The following is a 17,854-nucleotide window of genomic DNA, read 5'->3' as shown; positions in this document are numbered from 1 at the left end:
TCCGCCTAGGGTGTCGATCGTGTTCAAGTCAGGGGTGGGATTCCTCGCGTTGTTCGGGCTGGGCTGGTGGCTGCTGGCCTCGAGTGCGTTCGACGGCTCGGTGCGGCCGGCCGGGGTCGTGGCCGGTTGTGCCGTCGCGGTGGGGCTGATGCTCGCCGCGCGCCGCGCTCTTCCCGCGTCGGCGGGCGGCCCGTTCCCCGCCGACCGGCGCCGGCGATTCCTCCAGATCAACGTTGTCCAGTGGCTGTTGATCCTGATCACCGCCCAGGTGTGCGCTCGCGCCGGGGACCCCGTACTCATTCCCCCGCTGATCGCGATCGTCGTAGGGCTGCACTTCCTCCCGCTCGCGGCGGTGTTCGAACAGCCTCGGCTGCGCGTACCGGCGGCCCTGCTGAGCGCGGCCGGAGCGGCGGGCGTGGCCGTGTGGCTCGTGGACGGACCGGACCGGACCGTCCGCCTCGTGGTGGGCCTCGTCTCCGCGCTCTCCCTGTGGGGCATGGCGATCTGGACGGTAACGGGCGCGGCATCCGCCCCCGGCCGTGGCGTGAGGGAGTGAGGGTGCCGGCGGCACCGGAGGAACTCAGTGCCGCCGGGGCAGCAGCCCCGCCGCCACCAGCGGTACGACGGCCAGGACCAGCCACGGCACGGCGCTCGGCAGCCCACCGTCCAGCAGCAGCCCGGTCGCGGAACTGCCGACGAGCACGATGAGCCCGGAGACCGAGGACAGTGCCCCCGTGTACAGCCCGAGCCGTCCGTCCTCGGCCAGGTCCGGCACCCAGGCCCGGGCGACGGGCGCGACCAGCATCTGCCCGAGAGTGAGCAGGACGACGAACCCGGCGGCGGGCACCAGCCCACCCGTTCCCGTCCACCCGGCGGGCCGGGCGACCGCCACGACACCGAACCCGGCCGCGACCAGCACCAGCCCCGCCACCATCGACCGGCGCGGCGCCAGCCGCTCCCCCGCCCACCGCGTCACCGGCAACTGCGCCGTGACCACCAGCAGCGAGGACAGCGCGAACAGCCAGGCCAGCGGTGCCTGCGAACCGGCGGCCCGCTCGACCTCGGCGGGCAGGGCGAGGTAGAGCTGGTTGTAGGCGAGCAGATAGGCGCCGTACGCGCAGCACAGCGCGAGGAAGCGCCGGTTGCGCAGCAGCAGCCGCGCCCCGCCCTTGACCCGTACCTGGGTCCGCCCGGGTATGCGCTGCGGCAGCAGCCACGCGTGCCCGGCGAGGACCAGCACGAAGACACCGGCCCCCGCGAGGCAGGCGGTACGGAAGTCGACGGCCAGCAGCAGCGCGCCGAGCAACGGCCCGACGAAGGCCCCCGCCTGCCCGGCGACGGTGAACAGCGCGAGCACCCGGGTCCGGTCCCCGCCTCCCGCCTCCTCCCACACCACCGCCTGCCGGGCCACCTCGGACTCGACGGCCGGGGAGAAGAGCGCGGCGGCGAACCCGATGAGCAGCACGGCCGCCACTACGGCCCAGGTCCGCTCGGCGAATCCGAGCCAGACGAACCCGGCGATCCGCAGCACGCACCCGGCGAGCACGACGGGCCGGATGCCGTACCGGTCGGCGAGCGCTCCGCCCACCACGAACAGCCCCTGCTGGCTGAAGGTCCGCAGCCCGAGCACGAACCCGACCAGCCACCCCGCCATGCCGATGCCCTGCCCCAGATGCTCGGAGAGGAAGGGCAGCACGGCGAAGAAGCCGATGTTGAAGGCGAGCTGGGTGAGGACGAGGAGGCGCAGCAGCGGCGAGAGCGGCGCGGCCGCAGGGCCGGCGGCGGTGCCTTCCTTCCGTCCGGCCTTCCGTCCGGCCTTCCGTCCGGTGAACAGCGAGATCATCGCGCTCCGGCCATTTCCCTGTCCGCGTCCTTGTCCGCGTCCTTGTCCGTGGCCGGCTGTCCGGCGACGACCGGGCCGGCGCCTCCGCGTCGCCACCGGGGCCGGCGCAGTCCGCCCGCCGCGGTGACGGCGAGGGCGCCGAGCAGGGCGAGTACGGCGGCGGGTGCGAGGACGGCCCAGGGGGCGCGTTCGGCGTAGGGCTGGTTCTCGGCGAGGAGCAGTCCCCACTCGGGCGACGGCGGCTGGGCGCCCAGCCCCAGGAACCCGAGCGAGGCGAGGGAGAGGGCGACGGCGGGCAACCGCAGCAGCGCGTGCCGCAGGACGGGCGGCAGCACGGCCGGCAGCAGTTCGCGCCGCAGCAGATACCATCGTCCCGCCCCCAGCCCCCGGGTGGCGGTGATGTGCAGGGTGGCGCGTTCCTGGCGCAGCAGCGCGGCGGTGTGCGCGGCGAGCGGCGCCCAGGCGACGGCACCCACGGCGAGGGCGGGCGTGGCCGCTCCACTGCCCGCGACGGCGGTGACGAGGAGGGCGACGAGTACGGGCGGCACGGCGTTGACGGTGTCGACGAGCGGCCCGGACACGCGGGGCACGAGCCCGAGGAGTACGCCCGCGAGCAGCGCGGCGGCGCTGATGCCGGAGGCGAGCAGCAGGGTGTCGAGCGCGCCGTGCCCGACGCGGGCGAGCAGGTCGCGCCCGAGGGAGTCGGTGCCGAAGGGATGGTCGAGGGAGGGCGCCAGCAGCCGCTCCCCCGTGTCGAGGGCGAGCGGGTCACGCGTCAGCCCCACACCCACGACGGCGAGCAGGACGGCACCGTAGACGAGGGGGAGCACGCCGCCGGCGGGCGGGGTGGGCCGGTGCAGGGAGGACAGGGCGCCGTCGCGCAGGGCGGGCCCGGTGAGCAGGCGGGCGGCGAGGCGGGTGGCGCCGGTGGCGAGCGCGGCGAGGATGACGAGGGCGAGGGTGCCGGCCTGGAGGACGGGCAGGTCCTGGGCGAGGGCGGCCTGGAGGGTGGTGCGCCCGAGGCCGGGAATGTCGAAGACCTGCTCGACGGCGACGGCACCGCCGGTGAGTCCGACGACGAACAGCCCGAGGTTGGGCAGCAGCGCGGGCACGCACCGCCGCAGCGCCTGCCGTGCGATGCGCCGGCCCGTCAGCCCGCGGGCGGCGGCGGCCAGCGCCCACGGCTCACCGAAGGCACCCGGCAGCAGATCATCCAGCAGCCGCCCGATCACGGCCCCGGCGGGCAGCCCTAGCGCGAGCGCGGGCAGCACGGTCCACTGGGGCCCGTACCACCCCAGCGCGGGCAGCCACCCCAACTGCACCCCGACGACGGTGGCGAGCACGGAGGCGACGAGGAACTCGGGCAGCGAGGCGATCACGGCGGACCCGCTCCCCCCGCGCCGCCGCCCACCGAGCCGCCGCCGGGCGCCCAGCCGCAGTGTGCGGGCGCAGATCAGCCCGGCGGTGAGAGCGGCGACGACGAGCGCGACGGACATGAGCAGCAGCGAGGCCCCGAGCGCTCGCAAGACGTCGGGCAGGACGTCGCTCCCGGAGATCCACGACTGCCCGGCGTCCCCGCGCACCAGCCCGCCGAGCCACCGCCCGAGCACGTGCAGCGGCCCGCCGTCGAGGCCGAGCTGTGCGCGTATGCCGGCGAGTACCTCGGGCGTGGGCTCACGCTCGGCGGACCGCGCCTTGAGCACGGTGTGGGCGGGATCGGTCTGCGTCAGCCACGGCAGCAACCCGACCCCGCACACCAGTCCCGCCGCCAGCACGACCCGCCACACCACGGTGGCCACCCGCTGCCGCACGGCTCAGCGCCGGGTGCCGGTGCCGACGAGGGTGCGCTCGTACGGGTCGAGGATCACGCCCTGTACGGAGTCGGCGACGCCGGTGATGATCCGCTGGTGCACGAGCGGCACGACGGCGTCGCTGCCGAGGATGCGGGCCTCGGCGGCCATGGCGCCGTCCTGCCGCTTCGCCGTGTCGGCGATCTTCTCGGCGTCGGCGACGGCGCCGTCGACGTCCTTGTCGCACAGCTGGGCGATGTTGAACCCGCCGTCGCAGGTGTAGTCGCTGGCGAGGACGGCGACGGGGTCACCGGTGTCGAGGAGGGTGTTGCGGGCGAGCACGAAGGCGTCGAACTTGCCGTCGAGTGCGTCCTGCTCCAGCCGCGAGTACTCCCGCACGGTGAGCTTCACCTTGAAACCGGCCTTCTCCAACTGCTGCTTCACCACCTGGGCGACCTCGGGCAGCTCGGGCCGGTTGTCGTAGGTGGCGAGGTGGATGGTGCCCCCGCCGGGCTCGGCCGCCTCCGCCCGCCCGACGGGCGCGGTCCGCTTCCCCTCGGCCCAGGTCACGGCGGGCCCGTAGATCCCGGCACCGGGGTCGGCGTACCCCTCGTACACGTCCTTGGCGAACACGGAGGTGTCGATGGCGGCACGCGCGGCGGCCCGCTGACCGGCGTCCTTGAAGGACCCGGAGGAGGCGTTGAGGAGCAGGCTGGTGGTCCGGGTGGTAGCGGTGTCGCGCCGCGTCTTCTCGTCGAGGGTCGCCGCCTGAGCCACCGGAACGGCCTCGGCGATGTCGAGCTCCCCGGTGCGCAGGGCGTTGGCGCGCGCGGTGCCGTCGGCGATGAAACGGGCTTCGATGCCGGAGGCCTGGGCGCGCCCGCCCCAGTAGTCGTCGAACCGGTCGAGGGAGGCGGAGGTGGCCCCGTTCACCTCGGTCAGCTCGAAGGGACCGGTGGCGTGCCCGACGGGGTCCACACGTCCGCCCTTCTCATAGGCCTTAGCGGAGAGGATGGCGAGGCTGGGGCTGGACAGCCGCAGCGGCAGCACGGGGTCGGGCTCGGCGGTGGTGATCCGGACCACCCGCTCCCCCTGCGCCTTGGCACTGAGGGTGACCCCGGCGAGGGCGGCGGGCGCGGGCTCGGCGTCGGTGGCGTGAGTGAGGGAGTCGGCGACTGCGGCGGGGGTGACGTCGCCGCCGTCCTGGAAGGTGGCGTCGCGGAGGGTGAACTCCCAGGTCTTCTCCCCGTCCCTGCGCCAGGACTCGGCGAGTGCGGGGGCGGCGGAGCCGTTGGCGTCGAGGGCGGTGAGGCCTTCGGTGACACCGAGACGGCTGAGGAGGGTGGCGTCGGCGCCGTACGGGGAGAGGTTCTCGGCGGGCGGGAAGGCGAGGGCGACGTGGAGACGGGCCCCCTCCCCGCCACCACCGTCTCCGGAGCCGTCACCACCTCCGGAGGCGAAGCAGCCTGCTATCAGCGGGGCGAGCATGAGGGGGGCGAGCAGCCGGGAGCGGCGGTGGGAGCGCATGGTCCTCGGATCGGTCGGGGGGCGTGGGGCGGGGAGGCCGGGCAGGAGGCAGGAGGCAGCGAACGGGAGATTACATGAGAACGATTTTCACAACGAGCTCGGCCCACGGAAATTCGGAAAGCTCAGAGACTCAGCCCATGGGAACGTCGAAGTGCACGATGCCCTGCCCGCCTCCCGCGTCCTCCCTCTCGTCGTGCACGACCTTGGCGAGCGAACGCCAGAACGGCTCGGCGCCGGTGACGGCGGGGTCGGTGTGCAGATACACGGCCCGGTACCCGCCATCGGCGGCGGCGAAGGCGAGCAGCTCGTCCACAAGCCGCCGCGCGAGCCCGCGCCGACGGTGCTCGGGCCGGACGTACACGCGGCGCAGCTGCGCGGTGACGCCGGAGGGGTAGCGCTCGGCGACGTGCACGGGGTTCGGGGGGTGCGCGGGGCCGCGACTGTCGAGCGCCCCGGTGGCGACGACCTCGCCGTCCCTCTCGTCCACGGCGACGAGGAGGGTGTGCCTGGCCGGCTTCAGGTAGGAGCCAGCCAGGTCGATGATGTCCCGGTGCCAGCGGGGCACGTATCCGGTCCCGAAGTCCCGGTAGACGATGTCGAGCATCACGGCCCGGGCGGCGTCCAAATTGTCGGGGGTGGCGGGGCGGACACAGTAGTCGTCATTAGCGAGCACTTGCACATGGTACGCAATAAGGAGAAGGTGCTGTTCAGGGGCTTCGGTGCGGGACGCGTCCGCGCGTCGGCCCTGACGACGCGGCGCGTCCCGGCCCGTCCATCGGAGCGCCGGGCAGGGAAGCGGATGATCAGCGGTGCCGCCAGAGTCGGTAGAGCTGGAAGACCTCCATCCGCCGGTGCATCTCGAGGGACTTCTCCGGTACAAGCTCCCGGCCGAGGCCGGTCTCGTGGCTGCCGCGGTATGCGAGTTCGAGCGCTGCCGTGACCACTCGGTCGCGGCGCGCGCCACCGCGCAGGAGTATGCCGGTCAGGGCTGGGCAGACCTGCCGCCGCACCTGCCCCGGCGGCCAGAGGCCGCGGAGTAGGCGCTCGGTACTCTCGCCCCCCCGGCGCCGATTTCACCGTTCATGGAAGTCTCGGCCATGCCCGGCAATGGCGTGCGAGCGGGTGGGGCGGATGATCGAGCGCGCCCGCAAGGAAAGGGCGGCGTGGAACCCGAGAACGACAGGGACAGGTAAGGGAAAACCCGGCGCGGGGATGGCACCGCTGAAGGACGCCTGCATCTCGATGTCCCCTGCGCGGACAAGAGGCCAAGAAGCAGCTCGGCGCGCGATGGGGTCCCGCCCGCCACAAGTGGTAGGTGGATGCCGCCAAGGTCAGTCGGAAGCAGGCCGCGCGCTGACTGCCATCGTCGTGATCCTTGCCAGGCGGTGAGCGACGATTGGCACGGGGCCGCACGGCCAAGGGCTCCTCTCCTTCCACGGCCGCACAACCAGTTGTGCAGTAGAGTGACTTGTGCTGTGCACCTTCCCCGAGGGGTACGCGTGCAGAGTTCATGCGCCAATCAATGGCATGTGAGCATCATGGTGTATCGCCGTACGTGTTCGTGCGGTGTGTGAGCGGATGCCCGGTGGGCTGTCCCCCCACCATTCCTGCTCATCGCCAAGGAGTGGTCACGTATGGACCCTGTCGAGTACCAGCCTGCGCGTTACGCCCGGATCCGCAAGGTCCTGACGGACGTCGCCATCAGTGTGGTCGCCAACCTTTTGGTGGCGGCCATGATGTCGGCAGCGCACCTGCTCTTCTGAAGCAGGCGAGTGGCGGGCGCTCGGGGGCCCGCCACTCCACCTTGTAGCAGAACGCTTAGAACAGCATCATCTCGTTCTTCAGTTTCGCCTTGTTCCGTGCACGTCGGGCCCTGCGCCCCCGCGACCCACCAACATGACGGAGAGTCCTCAGCTCGGGCGGGATGGACTTCTGAGTGGGCCTGAGTCCGTGGACGTCGGTCTCACCAACCAGCTTCTTGAGGTACTTCCTGGTCTCCTCGTCCGTGGAGTAGACCACGGTTGCTCTGCTCGCCCTGGTCAACAGGACGTGGTATGCATGCCGAACACAGCGCTCGAAGTCGTCGTTGTCGAGTGTGCTCACACGCACCTTCGGATCGACCGATCCCCGTTTCGCCACTCGCTGCACCCCGGTTTCCCGGTCCTTTCGCAGCTTCCCCCTCTGGAAGACCCAGCGGTCACTGCGCCAGACCATGTCGTCGCCCATGATGACGCCGCACCAGTCCCACTCGAGCCCTTGCGCCGTGTAGACGCAGCCGATCTGCCCGATTCCCGCGTCGTGCACGGACCAGATCTTCGACGGTGGCTCGCCGTTGGCGCAGAAGGACGCGCTGTCTGCATTCCACGGACGGTGCCACCCCTCGATACGTACGTCGTTCTCGAGGTTCTTCTCCTTGTCCGGCTTGCTCCAGGGCCAGCAGAAGCCGGCCACCATCCGAGCAGTCGCTCCGGCTTCGAACTCGGTACGGACGATGTGCTCCATCTCGTCGGGCGTATCAACGACCTCGACGTGCATGAGCCCGTCCGGGACCCAATCGTGTGCCTTCTGCGGCGAAACACCGAGCAACGCCCGGACCCAGCGGAGGTAGGCGTCGCTGCCTCCGCACCGGTACTGCTCCACCAGATGGTATTGACGCAAGACGGCATCATGGCGTTGTGCTGCATCTTTGATGAGCTCCGCTGTTCCCACGTCATGCGGGCGCACCGTCTGTGCTCCGTCGAGAAAGAACACGGTCAAGCGGGATGCCTTGAGGAGTTCGTCCACCTGTGGTTCCGTGCCCTGCTTCTCGGCAGGAAGGCGCCAGTTCTTCGACATGTCCCGCAGCCGGTGTGCCTCGTCGCAGATGAGCACGTCCAACGGCGGCTTCGGCGTCTCGACGAAAGCGCCGAAGTGCGTGAAGCGCTTGCGGAACTCTGCGTCGGTGAATCCGACGTTCTCCTTGATGGCGGCGTTGAAGGCTCGCGATCCGCTCGCGTATTTCACCGTTCGCCCGGCGCCTTCGAGGTCGGCTCGCAGCTGAAGCCCGATCGCGCTCTTCCCAGTACCGGCTCCCCCGGTGATCAGGAAGACGGCGCGCTGTGGTCGGGGGACGAGTGCCTCACGGTCCGGGCTGTCCAGAATCAGCTCCGACGCCTCGAGCACGTCGTCGGCCACGTCCTTCTGCCTGTCCCTCAGGGTGAAGACGGTGTCCTCCCCGTTCGATCTGACCATGGCGTCGAGGAGCGGGGTGTTCCGGAGGTTCATCCGGTGCAGGATGTATTCGGCGGAGGAGTAGTCGTCGCTGGCGGCGAAGTGAGCTTGCAAATCCTTGAGGAGTCTGCCCCGGGTGTCCTTGGTGTACGTACGGGCGTACGGTCCCGTAGGGGCATCGACCCCGAGCAGTGGCCGGACCGAGTCGTCCGTGGCGTTGTGGAGATACGCGAAGCCACCGCATTCGAACTGAAGCCCGTTGAGCGGTCCGGTGGGACCGGTGAACAGTGCGTGGTATTCACCGAGCTGAAGAGCAGGGTGTGCAACGGGATCTTCGATCCCCGGCACGTACACGAGGTCAGCTGTCGCGGACTCCACCCTCGTCACCGACGACCATTGCTTCAGCTCGACAAGTTGTACGGAAAGGTTCCCTTTCACGGGATGTCGGCCCACGAGGACCACATCAATCTGGCCCAGCCCGTTCGCCCCTTCGGACGCGTCCACCGTCGGAGAACACTCAACGATCATCTCGACGTTGCCGCGCTCGGCGGCAACCAGGTCATGGGTGAGCGAGACGAGACTTTCAGCCCATGCTGAGCGCTCGCCGTCAGACGATTCACCCCGTTGGAAGTGCACCCAACGGGCAGCCAGGTGGGGCACCAGGCGACGCCGTTCATTCAGGGCAAGCAAGTCCTGTGCTGCCAATCGCAGCAGGAGCATGGACACGAGGACGATCCCCCAGAGCACGAGTGACTCGTGCGGGTGGGGGCGTGTCCATGCAGGAAGCCCGTCGGGCCGCAACCGGTATCGGGGATCTTAGCGGGCGGAAACGGTCAGACGGAGACGGTGACCGAGTCGAACCTCCCGCCAGCTGACGCAGCTTCTCCCTGGTCTCGGGGTCCGTCGAGAAGACGACCGTGCCGACCATCCCCCGCGTCAGGAGCACCTTGTAGGTGTTGCGGATCAGGCGGTCGACGTCGTCGTCGGTAGTCGACTTCTTGAAGACCGGGTCCTTCGACGCCGTACGGTCAGTGATCCAGCGGTCGCCTCGCCACAGCAGGTCGGGGCCGATGATGACGCCGGACCAGTCGTACTCGAAGCCCTGGGCGGTGTAGACACAGCCGACCTGGCCGAACCCTGCCGGGTCGGTGGCCCACAGGGCTGCCGGTGGGGCACCAGAGACGGAGCGGTCACCGCGCAGGTTCCAGGGGCGGGCCCAGTCGCCGATGACGACGTCGGGCGGGAGAGGACTTCCGGGCTTGGGTTCCGGCGACCAGCGCCAGCAGTAGCCAGCGGACATACGGGCGCCGTAGCCCTGGGCGCGGCGCGCCTCGAGGAACGTCTCCATCTGCTGCGGACTGTCGGCGACCAGCAACTGCATACGGTCGTCGGGTTCCCAGACGACGGGCTCACCGGGTTCGAGGCCGAGCAGTCGGACTACCCAGCGCAGGTAGGCGTCGCTGCCGCCGCAGCGAAACTGGCTGTCCAGAGGGACTACGTGGCAAGGGATGTCCCGCCTTGCCGCAGCCCTTTTGATGTCCGCCACGGTGCCCATCTCACCAGGACGCACAACCTGATGCTCGTCCAGGAAGAAGACGGGAACATAGGCGACATCGATGAGTTCGTCGATCTGTGCCCTGCCGGTACGGAGCGCGGCTCGGGTGTATCGGTTGGCCGAAGTCTCCCGGATACGGTGGGCCTCGTCGCAGATCAAAGCACCCAGACTGTTCTTCTCTGCCGTCATGAAGCTGTTGAAGTACTTGAAGAGGTCCTGGACCTCTCGTTTGCGGGCACCGGCAATCTTCCTCATCGTCTTGGTGAAGGATTGGGAGCCGGTGGCGTGCAGTGCGGGTACACCGCGGCGGTACAACTCGCCGAGCAACTGGAGCGCGATGACACTCTTGCCCGTTCCCGGCCCCCCCGTGACGACGACGACTTCCTTGCGGTCGGCGTTCTTTGCCTTCTGCACAGCATTGAGCACCATGCGGTACGCGACCTGCTGCTCGTCGAGGAGTACGAACTGCGTGCGCTCTCGCACCTCTTCGGCAGCCACCGTCATCAGCTGCTTCGAGGGCACCGCGACGCCGTCGCACAGTTCGTCCGCTGCGCGAGCGCCCGAGTGCCTGTCGCTGAGTTTCGTGCGGAGATGGTCGAGGAAGGCACCTCGGCGTTCCCCGGTGAAGAGCAGACCGTGGCCGTCGCGCTCGATCTCCCGCAGGCCAGTCACCCCGAACTCGGTGGCGTTGTGCAGGAACGCTACCCCGCTGACCCTGTGGCCGTGCTCCGCAACGGCTCCGTTGAAGTTCACCAGGTACTCGCAGTACCGGCGTACTTGCTCAATGGGGTTGAGGACGGGGTGGGAATAGGCATCCACTCGGCACAGGGTGGGGTCGTCCTCGTCGGGGAGTGCCTGACTCCACTGCTTCAGTTCCACCACCACGTACGACGGTTCGCCCGTGTCGGGGTGCACGCCCGCGAGCACGGCATCGGCCCGCTTGCTGTTCAGCGGGAGCGCGTATTCGATCAACACCTCGACATCGCCGAGACCCGCGTCGATCAGGGCCGCCGTCAGCGCGGGGATGCTCCGTTCCCAGGATCGCGCCTCTGCGGCTCCGGGTCGATATCCATGCATGTGGACGAACTGCTCGGTGAGGTGGAGATACAGCGAACTGTCGAGCGTCCTCGCGGCGATCGACTTGGCGGACTCGCGGAACAGCAAGAACTTCCCCCAGGCAGCACGAAATGACTCGTGCGGGTGGGGGCATGTCCTTCGAGACTCCACCGGGGCGGAGCGGAAGCCCGTCGGGCCGCTTTGACGATGTGTGTGACATTACCTGGTGCCACTGACAGAGGTCGCTGGTGGCCGCCTGGGCGGCGGGGAAGCCAGCCCGGCTCGGGTTCGCCCCGGCCGCCGAACGGACCGCGCCCGTCGGCGGTGTGACGGCGCGCGGCGACGCCGCCCGCCATGTCGGCGCCTACGGCTCCCCCTGGAACGGCTACGCGTCCAGCACACTAAGGGTTGCAATGGCCGACGCAGCCCTGACGGACGCAGCCGTCTCTCCGTCAGACCACCCGGACACGACAGCCACACGGCACCTACTGACCTACCTCCTGACGGGGCCCCGTCATCCGCCGTCTCCCAACGCCCCCAGCAGCATCGGCAACGAAGCATGCAGCTCCCGCTCCCAATACGCCCACCCATGAGTCCCCGGCCCGTAGAAGTTGGTCGTCAGGTGCCGCGCCCCCACGCGGCGCAGTTCCGCGGCCAGCGCATGATTCTGCCGATTGAAGTCGGCCTCAAGGGCACTGGTGGCACCCGGCGCGTCCAGCGGCCCCGTCGTCCCGTCTCCGCAGGAGAGGTACACCGGGATGTGGCGGAGCCGCTTCGCGAGGTGGAAGGGGTCGTGGGACTCCCAGATCCGGCGTTGGTCGACCGGGTGTCCCCAGACCCTCAACGGGTCGTTGCCCTGGCCGGCGAAGAAGCCCAGGAGGCGGTTGACCGACTCGTCGTTGAGGAGGGGGTGGGCCGAGCCGGAGTAGGAGGCCGTCGCCTTGAACATGCCCGGGTGGCGGGCGGCGTACAGGAGGGCGCCCTGGCCGCCCATCGAGAGGCCGGCGACGACGCGGTCGCGGCCGGCGCCCCAGTCGCCTTCCAGGAGGTGGCGCAGCTCCTTGGTGTGGAAGGTCTCCCAGGCGGGGTCGCCGCCCCGGCCGTGGTTCCACCAGTCGCTGTACCAGCCGTTCCAGCCGGCTTCCGGCATGACGACGAGGACGTCGCGGAGGGCGTCGGTCTCCGCGACGTCCGTCATCGTGGTCCACGACGTGTAGTCGCCGCAGCAGCCGTGCAGGAGCCACAGGGTCGGCCAGTGCTGTCGTGGTCGGTCGTCCGGGTTCCAGCCGTCAGGGGTCAGGAGGCGGACCTTGACGGTGCGGCCGCCGAGGGCCGTCGAGCGGACCGAGAGGTCGACCTGGCGGTCCGCGACCTGGGTGACGGCTACGACCTCTGCGCCGTGGGAGGACTCGGAGGGGCGGGCTGCCGCCAGGGCCGGGGCGGTGGGGGTCAGGGTGGTGAGCAGTACGGACAGGACGAGTAGGACTCGGGTTCGGAGGGTTGTTCGTCGGGTCGGGGCGGTAAGCACGTTCGCGAACACGGCGGCTCCCTGGGTGGGTTGCGGTTCTCGCGTGCGGGGCGGGGGGGCGGTGGGCGTCAGTGGTGCTGCCTGCGGGGCAGGACGAGTAGCGCGTCGCCGACCGGGCGTTCGCCGGCTGCGTCGGACGGGTCGTTGACCACCGTGCCGCCCGTCACCATCGTCGTGGAGCCGCCGCCGTCGAGGTTGACGGCGTCGCGCAGGCCCAGGGATTTGGCGACCTCGGCGCTCTCGACGATGCTCAGGCCGAGGGACTCGGTGCTGCGGCCGTCGGCCGTGACGAGGACGGTGCGGCCTGCCGTGTCCACGCCGGCCAGCGTGCGCGGGTTGCGCTTGTGGACCCAGCCGTAGTACCAGCTCGGGTCGTCCGGGTGGACCATGCCGTCGGTGGCCGGGGTGACGTGCAGGCGTCCGTCGCGGACCAGTTCCGGGCCCGCGTTCAGGATGTGCGTCTTGGGTGTGGGCTGGACGCGGCGGCCTCGTTCGTCCAGGAGGGTCGTGGTGATGCGGAGACGGTCGCCGATGTGTGCGAGGGCGGTCAGGTCGGCGACGCGTCGGCCGGTCGCCTGGACGGAGCTGCCGCCGGGCGGGAGGGTGCCGCCTCGGGGGGAGCGCAGTTCGACCACCCGGTCGTGGGCGTCCAGTACGGCTTCCACTCCGTCACCGGGTGGTGTCGTGTCGCCGTACTCCGAGGTGAAGGTGACCAGTTCGTCGGGGTTGGTGCAGGTGACGTCGTGGAGGGGCAGGGAAGTCGGGGCGTCGCCGGGGGTGCCGCCGCAGTTTCTGATCAGGCCGGGTACTCGGTTGATGCCGTTCAGGGGGAGGGAGGCGGTTCCTGTGCTGACCCGGCCTCGCCAGGTGAGGCGGGTGACCTGCGTGCGTCTGCCGTTGTCGTGGAGTACGAGTCCGGGGCGTCCGTTGACGGGTTCGCTCAGGAGGCGGCCGTCGTAGACGCCCACGCCGGCCGGGTCGCCCGGGGCACCCGCCTTGGGGTCGAGGACGAAGAAGCCGGCGTTCACCGCGGCCGTCGCGCCGGCCCTCGTGGACAGGTCGCTGGTCGTTTCGCGGTTCTCCAGGTCCGGGCCGTACGACGCGTCGAGGCTGCCGCGGAACTCGCGCGGGTCGATGGTGAGCACGTCGACGTGCCATGGGCCGCGGGCATCGGCGGCGCCGTCCCAGCCGGTGTAGACGGCGGATCCCGTATGGCCGGCGGCCCTCAGGCGTGTTCGCTCGGCGGTCGCGGCGGACTGGGAGTCGAATGTGCCCACGCGGACCCGCCAGCCGAGGGTGCCGCCGGCGTAGTCGGCCGTGCGCGGTGTCCTGACCTGCTCCGCGCGGGCCTGGAAGCCCTTCGTCCTCAGCTCGGTGGCCAGTTCGTCGGCGCTGGCCCGGTCCTTGAGGGTGGTCGGCGGAGCGTCGGGGTCCGGTGAGGTCTCGCCGCCGGGGATGGAGACCTCGACCGTCCAGTGCAGGGCGCGGTCGGTGGTCCCGCCGCCGCCCCGCGCGATGCGGGTGAGCGTCACGCCGGGCTGGAGGGTGGTGACGGTACGGGTCTCGGTGAGGTCGGAGGGGCCGAGGGGCAGTGCGTGCCGAGTCGGCTGGGTTCCTGGCGGGAGGCCTGTGCCGGCTGTACGCCCACCGTGACGAGGACGCCGAGGACGCCGAGGGCGGCGCCCGCACCGCACAGTCTCTTCTTCATCTGCACCGCCTGGATCGTGGACCGGTGACGAACATGCGCCATCCTCTCCGCTCTCTGCTGACACAGAAGTGGACAACTGCCCAACGCCCACTGCACAAGTAGCGACCGGTTCCGAGCCCCCGTCAAGAGCGCGGCGGCGGACGCGGAGGGCGTTGTCAGTGGTCGCCGATAGATTCGATCTCGTTCCGCCGAGGTGGCGTGAACGCCCCCTTCGCCTGCATGGGAGATGGTGCGTTGTCGGTCTGGGAAAAGTCGAGCACGGCGCGGGTGGTGCCGTCCGCGCGGCCGCGGAAGCTCGCCAAGGTGCCGTTCGTCGAGTTGGCGGACGGACGGTTGCAGGGTGTGGTGTCCAGCGGGTCGGACATCGGGCGCGTGTACGTGTCGTCGATCGCGACGGGGTCGTACGCGTACGCGTGCAGTACCAACAACAACCGTCCCTGTGGCGGGGCGCGCGGTTCGTTCTGCAACCACATCCGGGCGCTCGTCGGTGAGGCGGTGCTGCAGTACGGGGCCGAGCGTGTGGGCCGGTATCTGAAGGTCGACGCCGATGAGGCCGCCGACGCGCACGTCCTCACGTCCGCCATGACGGCCACGCGGCCGGGGGCGGATGACGGCTCGGCTGCGGCGCAGGTGTTCAGCCGGTTTCTGCGGCACCTCGCATACCTCGAACTACCGGCGAGTACCGATCCGTTGCCGGAGATGCAGTGGTTTCCGACGGGCGGGGCGGTGGCGGCCTGATGCGTACTGATCTGCTTGCCGATGTCGTGGACGGGCTCGACGAGGCGCTTGCCGCGGTGGACGGTTTCGATGCCGTGCTCGTGGGTGGGCTGTTGCGTCCGCAGCCCGGGCAGGCCGGGGGGTTGGCGGGGCTCGCCGACGCCGTCGCGGGGACGCCGCTCGCGTCGCGGGTGGCCGAGGCCGCCGACAAGACGACCGCCGGGACCGGTGACGAGGGGCACTTCGTCGCGCTCGCCGCGGCTCGCACGGCGTTGCTCGGGTCCGTGCACGACGCTCTCGTCGCCCGGGTGGAGGAGGCCACCGGGCGGTCGGGGGCCGTGGCCGACGCGGGTGGTGGCTCTGTCGCCGGTGAGGAGCATGCGGGCAATCTGTGTGCCGCCGCGCGCAGTTGGCTGTGTGATCTGGCGCGGGCCGGCTGGCAGGGTATCGATCACGACCTCGTCGGCGGGGCCGCGTCCGTGGTCTCCGCGATGCTGCCCGACCCGGAGCTGCGTCGGCTCGCGACGCTCCTCGACGGGTTCGCCGCCGAGCTGGCCGCGTCCTGTCCGGGAGCGTCTCTGGAGCGAGTGCCGGTGCGTCGCTGGGCAGATCTGTGGTCGCGGGCCCTGTTGCTGACGTTGCCCGGGGCCGGCTCCACGTCCTCGGTGGGTGAGGTGAGCGGGCGTCTGCTGCCGCTCGGCGTCGACGTCCAGGAGCACGCCACCGCCGTTCAGGCGCAGGTGCACGCGGTGTTCGAGCCGTCGGACGGGGGTGCGTCGCGGCTGGTGCGGGCCTCGGTGTCCGCGCCCAAGCCCGACACGGTCGTCGGGGCCGGTCTGTGGCAGTTGCTGCGGCCGCACATGTCCCTGTTGGAGGCCGTGAGCGAAGGACGCTCCATGGAGCTCGACGCGATGCCGGTCACCGCCGAGGGCGACCTCATATGGGACGACGCCCGCGCCCGGGCGGGCGAGCCCGCCGACGCGTTCGTCACCGCCCGGGTGGCCTTGCCGGCCGCCGTCGCGTTCGCCGTCTCGCCGCTCGACCGGCATCCGGCCCGGATCGCGGTGCCCGTCCTGCTGGAGGGGTACGGCGTGGAGGAGGCCGAAGAGGACGGCGGGCTCGTGTTCGAGGTCGCCGGGTGCCGTATCGGGGTCGACGCCGGCCGGGTGCCGGCCGCCGGGCCGCTGACGCCGGAGGTGGTGGCCTCGTCCGGGGCCTGCCTCGGGCTGCTGCGCTGGGACGCCGGGGCGTTCCTGCTCCAGCCGCTCGCCGTCGAGCGGACCGTGCGGAAGAAGGCCGTCGCCGTGCATGCCGGGGCCTGGGCCGGGGGTACGACCGACAAGGCGGGGGTCCGGGCCGAGAAGGCCGCCACCGACGCCGTCAAGGTACTGCGCGAACGCGCGGGGAAGCTGCTGCGGAAATGACCCACCAGACTGGCGAACACGGAGCGGGCGCGGACGCCGCGGCCAGCGTCCCCGACCCGAACGACAACCGTCGGCAGGTGCTCTACTGGCGCCTGCTCGCCCGGCTCTTCGACCACGAGGAACAGCCCGCCCTGGAGTCGGCGAGTCTCGCCGTCGTCGAGGACATCGGACTGCCGTCCGCCCTGCTCGACCCGGGGGCGTCCGTCGGCTCCGTCGTGCAGCGGCATCCGGAGCTCGCCGCCGAGTTCGACGGGTTGATGACGCCCGAGCCGGAGGAGGACGGTGAGCGTGACCGGGCCGCCGAGGTGCGGCGTGCGGCGCTGGCGTCGAAGGTGCTGCTGAACGTCTTCGCCTCCAGCCCCGGCACGATCACCGCCGAGCAGCTGGCCCGCTGGCAGTCCGACGCCGAGTGGCTGGAGCGGGCCCTCGGCTGCCGGCCCGGCGAGCTGCGGGGCGGGCGGGGCAGTGCGGGACGGGCGATTGCCGGGGGCGGTACCGGTGTCAGCCCGACGGGCACCGGCGTCGGTGGGCCCACGCCCGACCTCAGCCGCCTGATCCCCGCGATCGGCCCGGAGCTCGGCTCCATCGAGGCCGGTCTCGTCAAGCGCATGCACCTGCGTGAGGTGCTGGCCGATCCCGCGCTGGCGGCGCGGCTGACGCCGAGCATGTCGCTGATCGAGCAGTTGCTGCGGGACAAGGACAACCTGTCCGGGGTGGCCCTCAGCAACGCCAAGGCGCTGATCCGGCGTTACGTCGACGAGGTCACCGAGGTGCTGCGCACCCAGGTGGAGAAGTCCACGGTCGGCGAGCTCGACCGGTCCGTGCCGCCGAAGCGGGTCTTCCGCAACCTCGACATCGACCGCACCATCTGGAAGAACCTGACCAACTGGAGCCCGGAGGAGGAGCGGCTCTACGTCGACCGGCTCTACTACCGGCACACCAGCCGCAAGACGACACCCCAGCGGCTGATCGTCGTCGTGGACCAGTCGGGGTCGATGGTCGACTCGATGGTCAACTGCACCATCCTGGCGTCGATCTTCGCCGGGCTGCCGAAGGTGGACGTCCATCTGATCGCGTACGACACCCAGGCGCTGGACCTCACTCCCTGGGCGCACGACCCGTTCGAGACGCTGCTGCGCACCAAGCTCGGCGGCGGCACCGACGGCACGGTCGCCATGGCGCTCGCCCAGCCGAAGATCGCCGAGCCGCGCAACACCGTGGTGGTGTGGATCTCCGACTTCTACGAGTGGCGGCAGCAGGAGCTGTTCGACAGCATGGCCGCCGTCCACCGCTCCGGCGCGAAGTTCATCCCGGTCGGGTCGGTGACCAGCTCCGGACGCGGCAGCGTCAACCCGTGGTTCCGGGAGCGGTTCAAGGACCTCGGCGCGCCGGTGATCTCCGGCCACATCAAGAAGCTCGTGCACGAACTCAAGACGTTTCTCACCTGATCGCCGAGTACGTCTCCTTCGTCTCCTCCATCCCCTTCCTCTCCTTCG

The 17,854-nt window shown here is 70.7% G+C and carries 14 protein-coding genes; 5 read left to right on the top strand and 9 right to left on the bottom strand.

The features are described 5' to 3' along the window. Nucleotides 1–19 precede the first annotated feature (19 nt). The gene (locus AMK11_RS27010; protein WP_073730658.1) at nucleotides 20–556 is read left to right on the top strand and encodes a hypothetical protein; all 537 of its coding nucleotides are present in this window, start codon (nucleotides 20–22) and stop codon (nucleotides 554–556) included. Between the two features lie 24 nt (nucleotides 557–580). On the opposite strand, the gene AMK11_RS27005 is transcribed toward AMK11_RS27010, so the two are convergent. The 5 genes from AMK11_RS27005 to AMK11_RS38035 form a co-directional block, all read right to left on the bottom strand. Beyond that, nucleotides 581–1,843: an MDR family MFS transporter gene (locus AMK11_RS27005; RefSeq protein WP_073730657.1), complete on the bottom strand. Its 1,263-nt coding sequence runs from the start codon at nucleotides 1,841–1,843 to the stop codon at nucleotides 581–583. Next, nucleotides 1,840–3,654 (bottom strand): ABC transporter permease subunit, encoded by a 1,815-nt coding sequence (locus tag AMK11_RS27000; protein WP_073730656.1) that lies wholly within the window; start codon nucleotides 3,652–3,654, stop codon nucleotides 1,840–1,842. Before AMK11_RS27000 ends, AMK11_RS27005 begins: the two co-directional genes overlap by 4 nt. Nucleotides 3,655–3,657: 3 nt before the next feature. Continuing rightward, complete coding sequence (locus AMK11_RS26995; RefSeq protein ID WP_073730655.1) at nucleotides 3,658–5,160, bottom strand: ABC transporter substrate-binding protein; 1,503 nt, start codon at nucleotides 5,158–5,160, stop codon at nucleotides 3,658–3,660. Nucleotides 5,161–5,290: 130 nt separating this feature from the next. Beyond that, entirely contained in the window at nucleotides 5,291–5,764 is a 474-nt protein-coding gene (locus AMK11_RS26990; RefSeq protein WP_079187731.1) for a GNAT family N-acetyltransferase, read from the bottom strand. A gap of 199 nt (nucleotides 5,765–5,963) precedes the next feature. Further along, nucleotides 5,964–6,104 carry a hypothetical protein gene (locus tag AMK11_RS38035; protein ID WP_158071001.1) on the bottom strand — a complete coding sequence of 47 codons (141 nt, stop codon included), beginning with the start codon at nucleotides 6,102–6,104 and terminating at the stop codon, nucleotides 5,964–5,966. Nucleotides 6,105–6,794: 690 nt separating this feature from the next. Between AMK11_RS38035 and AMK11_RS38780 the strand changes: the two genes are divergently transcribed. Further along, nucleotides 6,795–6,923: a DUF6408 family protein gene (locus AMK11_RS38780; protein WP_079187715.1), complete on the top strand. Its 129-nt coding sequence runs from the start codon at nucleotides 6,795–6,797 to the stop codon at nucleotides 6,921–6,923. Between the two features lie 55 nt (nucleotides 6,924–6,978). Here the strand turns inward: AMK11_RS38780 and AMK11_RS26975 are convergent, their stop codons facing one another. The 4 genes from AMK11_RS26975 to AMK11_RS26960 all read right to left on the bottom strand — a co-directional run bounded on the left by AMK11_RS26975 (nucleotide 6,979) and on the right by AMK11_RS26960 (nucleotide 14,041). Continuing rightward, nucleotides 6,979–9,090, bottom strand: a complete 2,112-nt coding sequence (locus AMK11_RS26975; protein WP_073730715.1) for a DUF2075 domain-containing protein — start codon at nucleotides 9,088–9,090, stop codon at nucleotides 6,979–6,981. Next, complete coding sequence (locus AMK11_RS26970; RefSeq protein WP_241847092.1) at nucleotides 9,044–11,089, bottom strand: DUF2075 domain-containing protein; 2,046 nt, start codon at nucleotides 11,087–11,089, stop codon at nucleotides 9,044–9,046. The genes AMK11_RS26975 and AMK11_RS26970 overlap by 47 nt, the downstream gene beginning before the upstream one ends. Nucleotides 11,090–11,495: 406 nt before the next feature. Beyond that, a complete protein-coding gene (locus tag AMK11_RS26965; RefSeq protein ID WP_073730652.1) occupies nucleotides 11,496–12,521 on the bottom strand; it encodes an alpha/beta hydrolase in 1,026 nt (341 codons plus the stop codon). A gap of 56 nt (nucleotides 12,522–12,577) precedes the next feature. Further along, a complete protein-coding gene (locus AMK11_RS26960; RefSeq protein WP_383581095.1) occupies nucleotides 12,578–14,041 on the bottom strand; it encodes a phosphodiester glycosidase family protein in 1,464 nt (487 codons plus the stop codon). Between the two features lie 395 nt (nucleotides 14,042–14,436). Here AMK11_RS26960 and AMK11_RS26955 point away from each other — a divergent pair, with 395 nt between their 5' ends. From AMK11_RS26955 to AMK11_RS26945, 3 genes are read left to right on the top strand one after another with little or no spacing between them, the layout of a single operon-like run. Further along, the gene (locus AMK11_RS26955; RefSeq protein WP_073730714.1) at nucleotides 14,437–14,955 is read left to right on the top strand and encodes a hypothetical protein; all 519 of its coding nucleotides are present in this window, start codon (nucleotides 14,437–14,439) and stop codon (nucleotides 14,953–14,955) included. After that, nucleotides 14,955–16,358 (top strand): hypothetical protein, encoded by a 1,404-nt coding sequence (locus AMK11_RS26950; RefSeq protein WP_073730713.1) that lies wholly within the window; start codon nucleotides 14,955–14,957, stop codon nucleotides 16,356–16,358. Before AMK11_RS26955 ends, AMK11_RS26950 begins: the two co-directional genes overlap by 1 nt. Further along, a complete protein-coding gene (locus AMK11_RS26945) occupies nucleotides 16,355–17,806 on the top strand; it encodes a vWA domain-containing protein (protein WP_073730651.1) in 1,452 nt (483 codons plus the stop codon). Before AMK11_RS26950 ends, AMK11_RS26945 begins: the two co-directional genes overlap by 4 nt. The last annotated feature ends 48 nt before the right edge of the window (nucleotides 17,807–17,854 follow it).

This window comes from Streptomyces sp. CB02414 (assembly GCF_001905385.1).
GTDB lineage: Bacteria > Actinomycetota > Actinomycetes > Streptomycetales > Streptomycetaceae > Streptomyces.
Note: the sequence above shows the minus strand (reverse complement) of the source record. Positions and strands in the feature narration are given on the sequence as shown.

What these genes read in the sequence shown, in the direction of transcription:
- AMK11_RS27005 (WP_073730657.1), bottom strand. Translation starts at nt 1,843, where the DNA reads ATGATCTCGCTGTTCACCGGACGGAAGGCCGGACGGAAGGCCGGACGG.
- AMK11_RS26995 (WP_073730655.1), bottom strand. Translation starts at nt 5,160, where the DNA reads ATGCGCTCCCACCGCCGCTCCCGGCTGCTCGCCCCCCTCATGCTCGCC.
- AMK11_RS26990 (WP_079187731.1), bottom strand. Translation starts at nt 5,764, where the DNA reads ATGCTCGACATCGTCTACCGGGACTTCGGGACCGGATACGTGCCCCGC.
- AMK11_RS38780 (WP_079187715.1), top strand. Translation starts at nt 6,795, where the DNA reads ATGGACCCTGTCGAGTACCAGCCTGCGCGTTACGCCCGGATCCGCAAG.
- AMK11_RS26975 (WP_073730715.1), bottom strand. Translation starts at nt 9,090, where the DNA reads ATGCTCCTGCTGCGATTGGCAGCACAGGACTTGCTTGCCCTGAATGAA.
- AMK11_RS26955 (WP_073730714.1), top strand. Translation starts at nt 14,437, where the DNA reads ATGGGAGATGGTGCGTTGTCGGTCTGGGAAAAGTCGAGCACGGCGCGG.
- AMK11_RS26950 (WP_073730713.1), top strand. Translation starts at nt 14,955, where the DNA reads ATGCGTACTGATCTGCTTGCCGATGTCGTGGACGGGCTCGACGAGGCG.
- AMK11_RS26945 (WP_073730651.1), top strand. Translation starts at nt 16,355, where the DNA reads ATGACCCACCAGACTGGCGAACACGGAGCGGGCGCGGACGCCGCGGCC.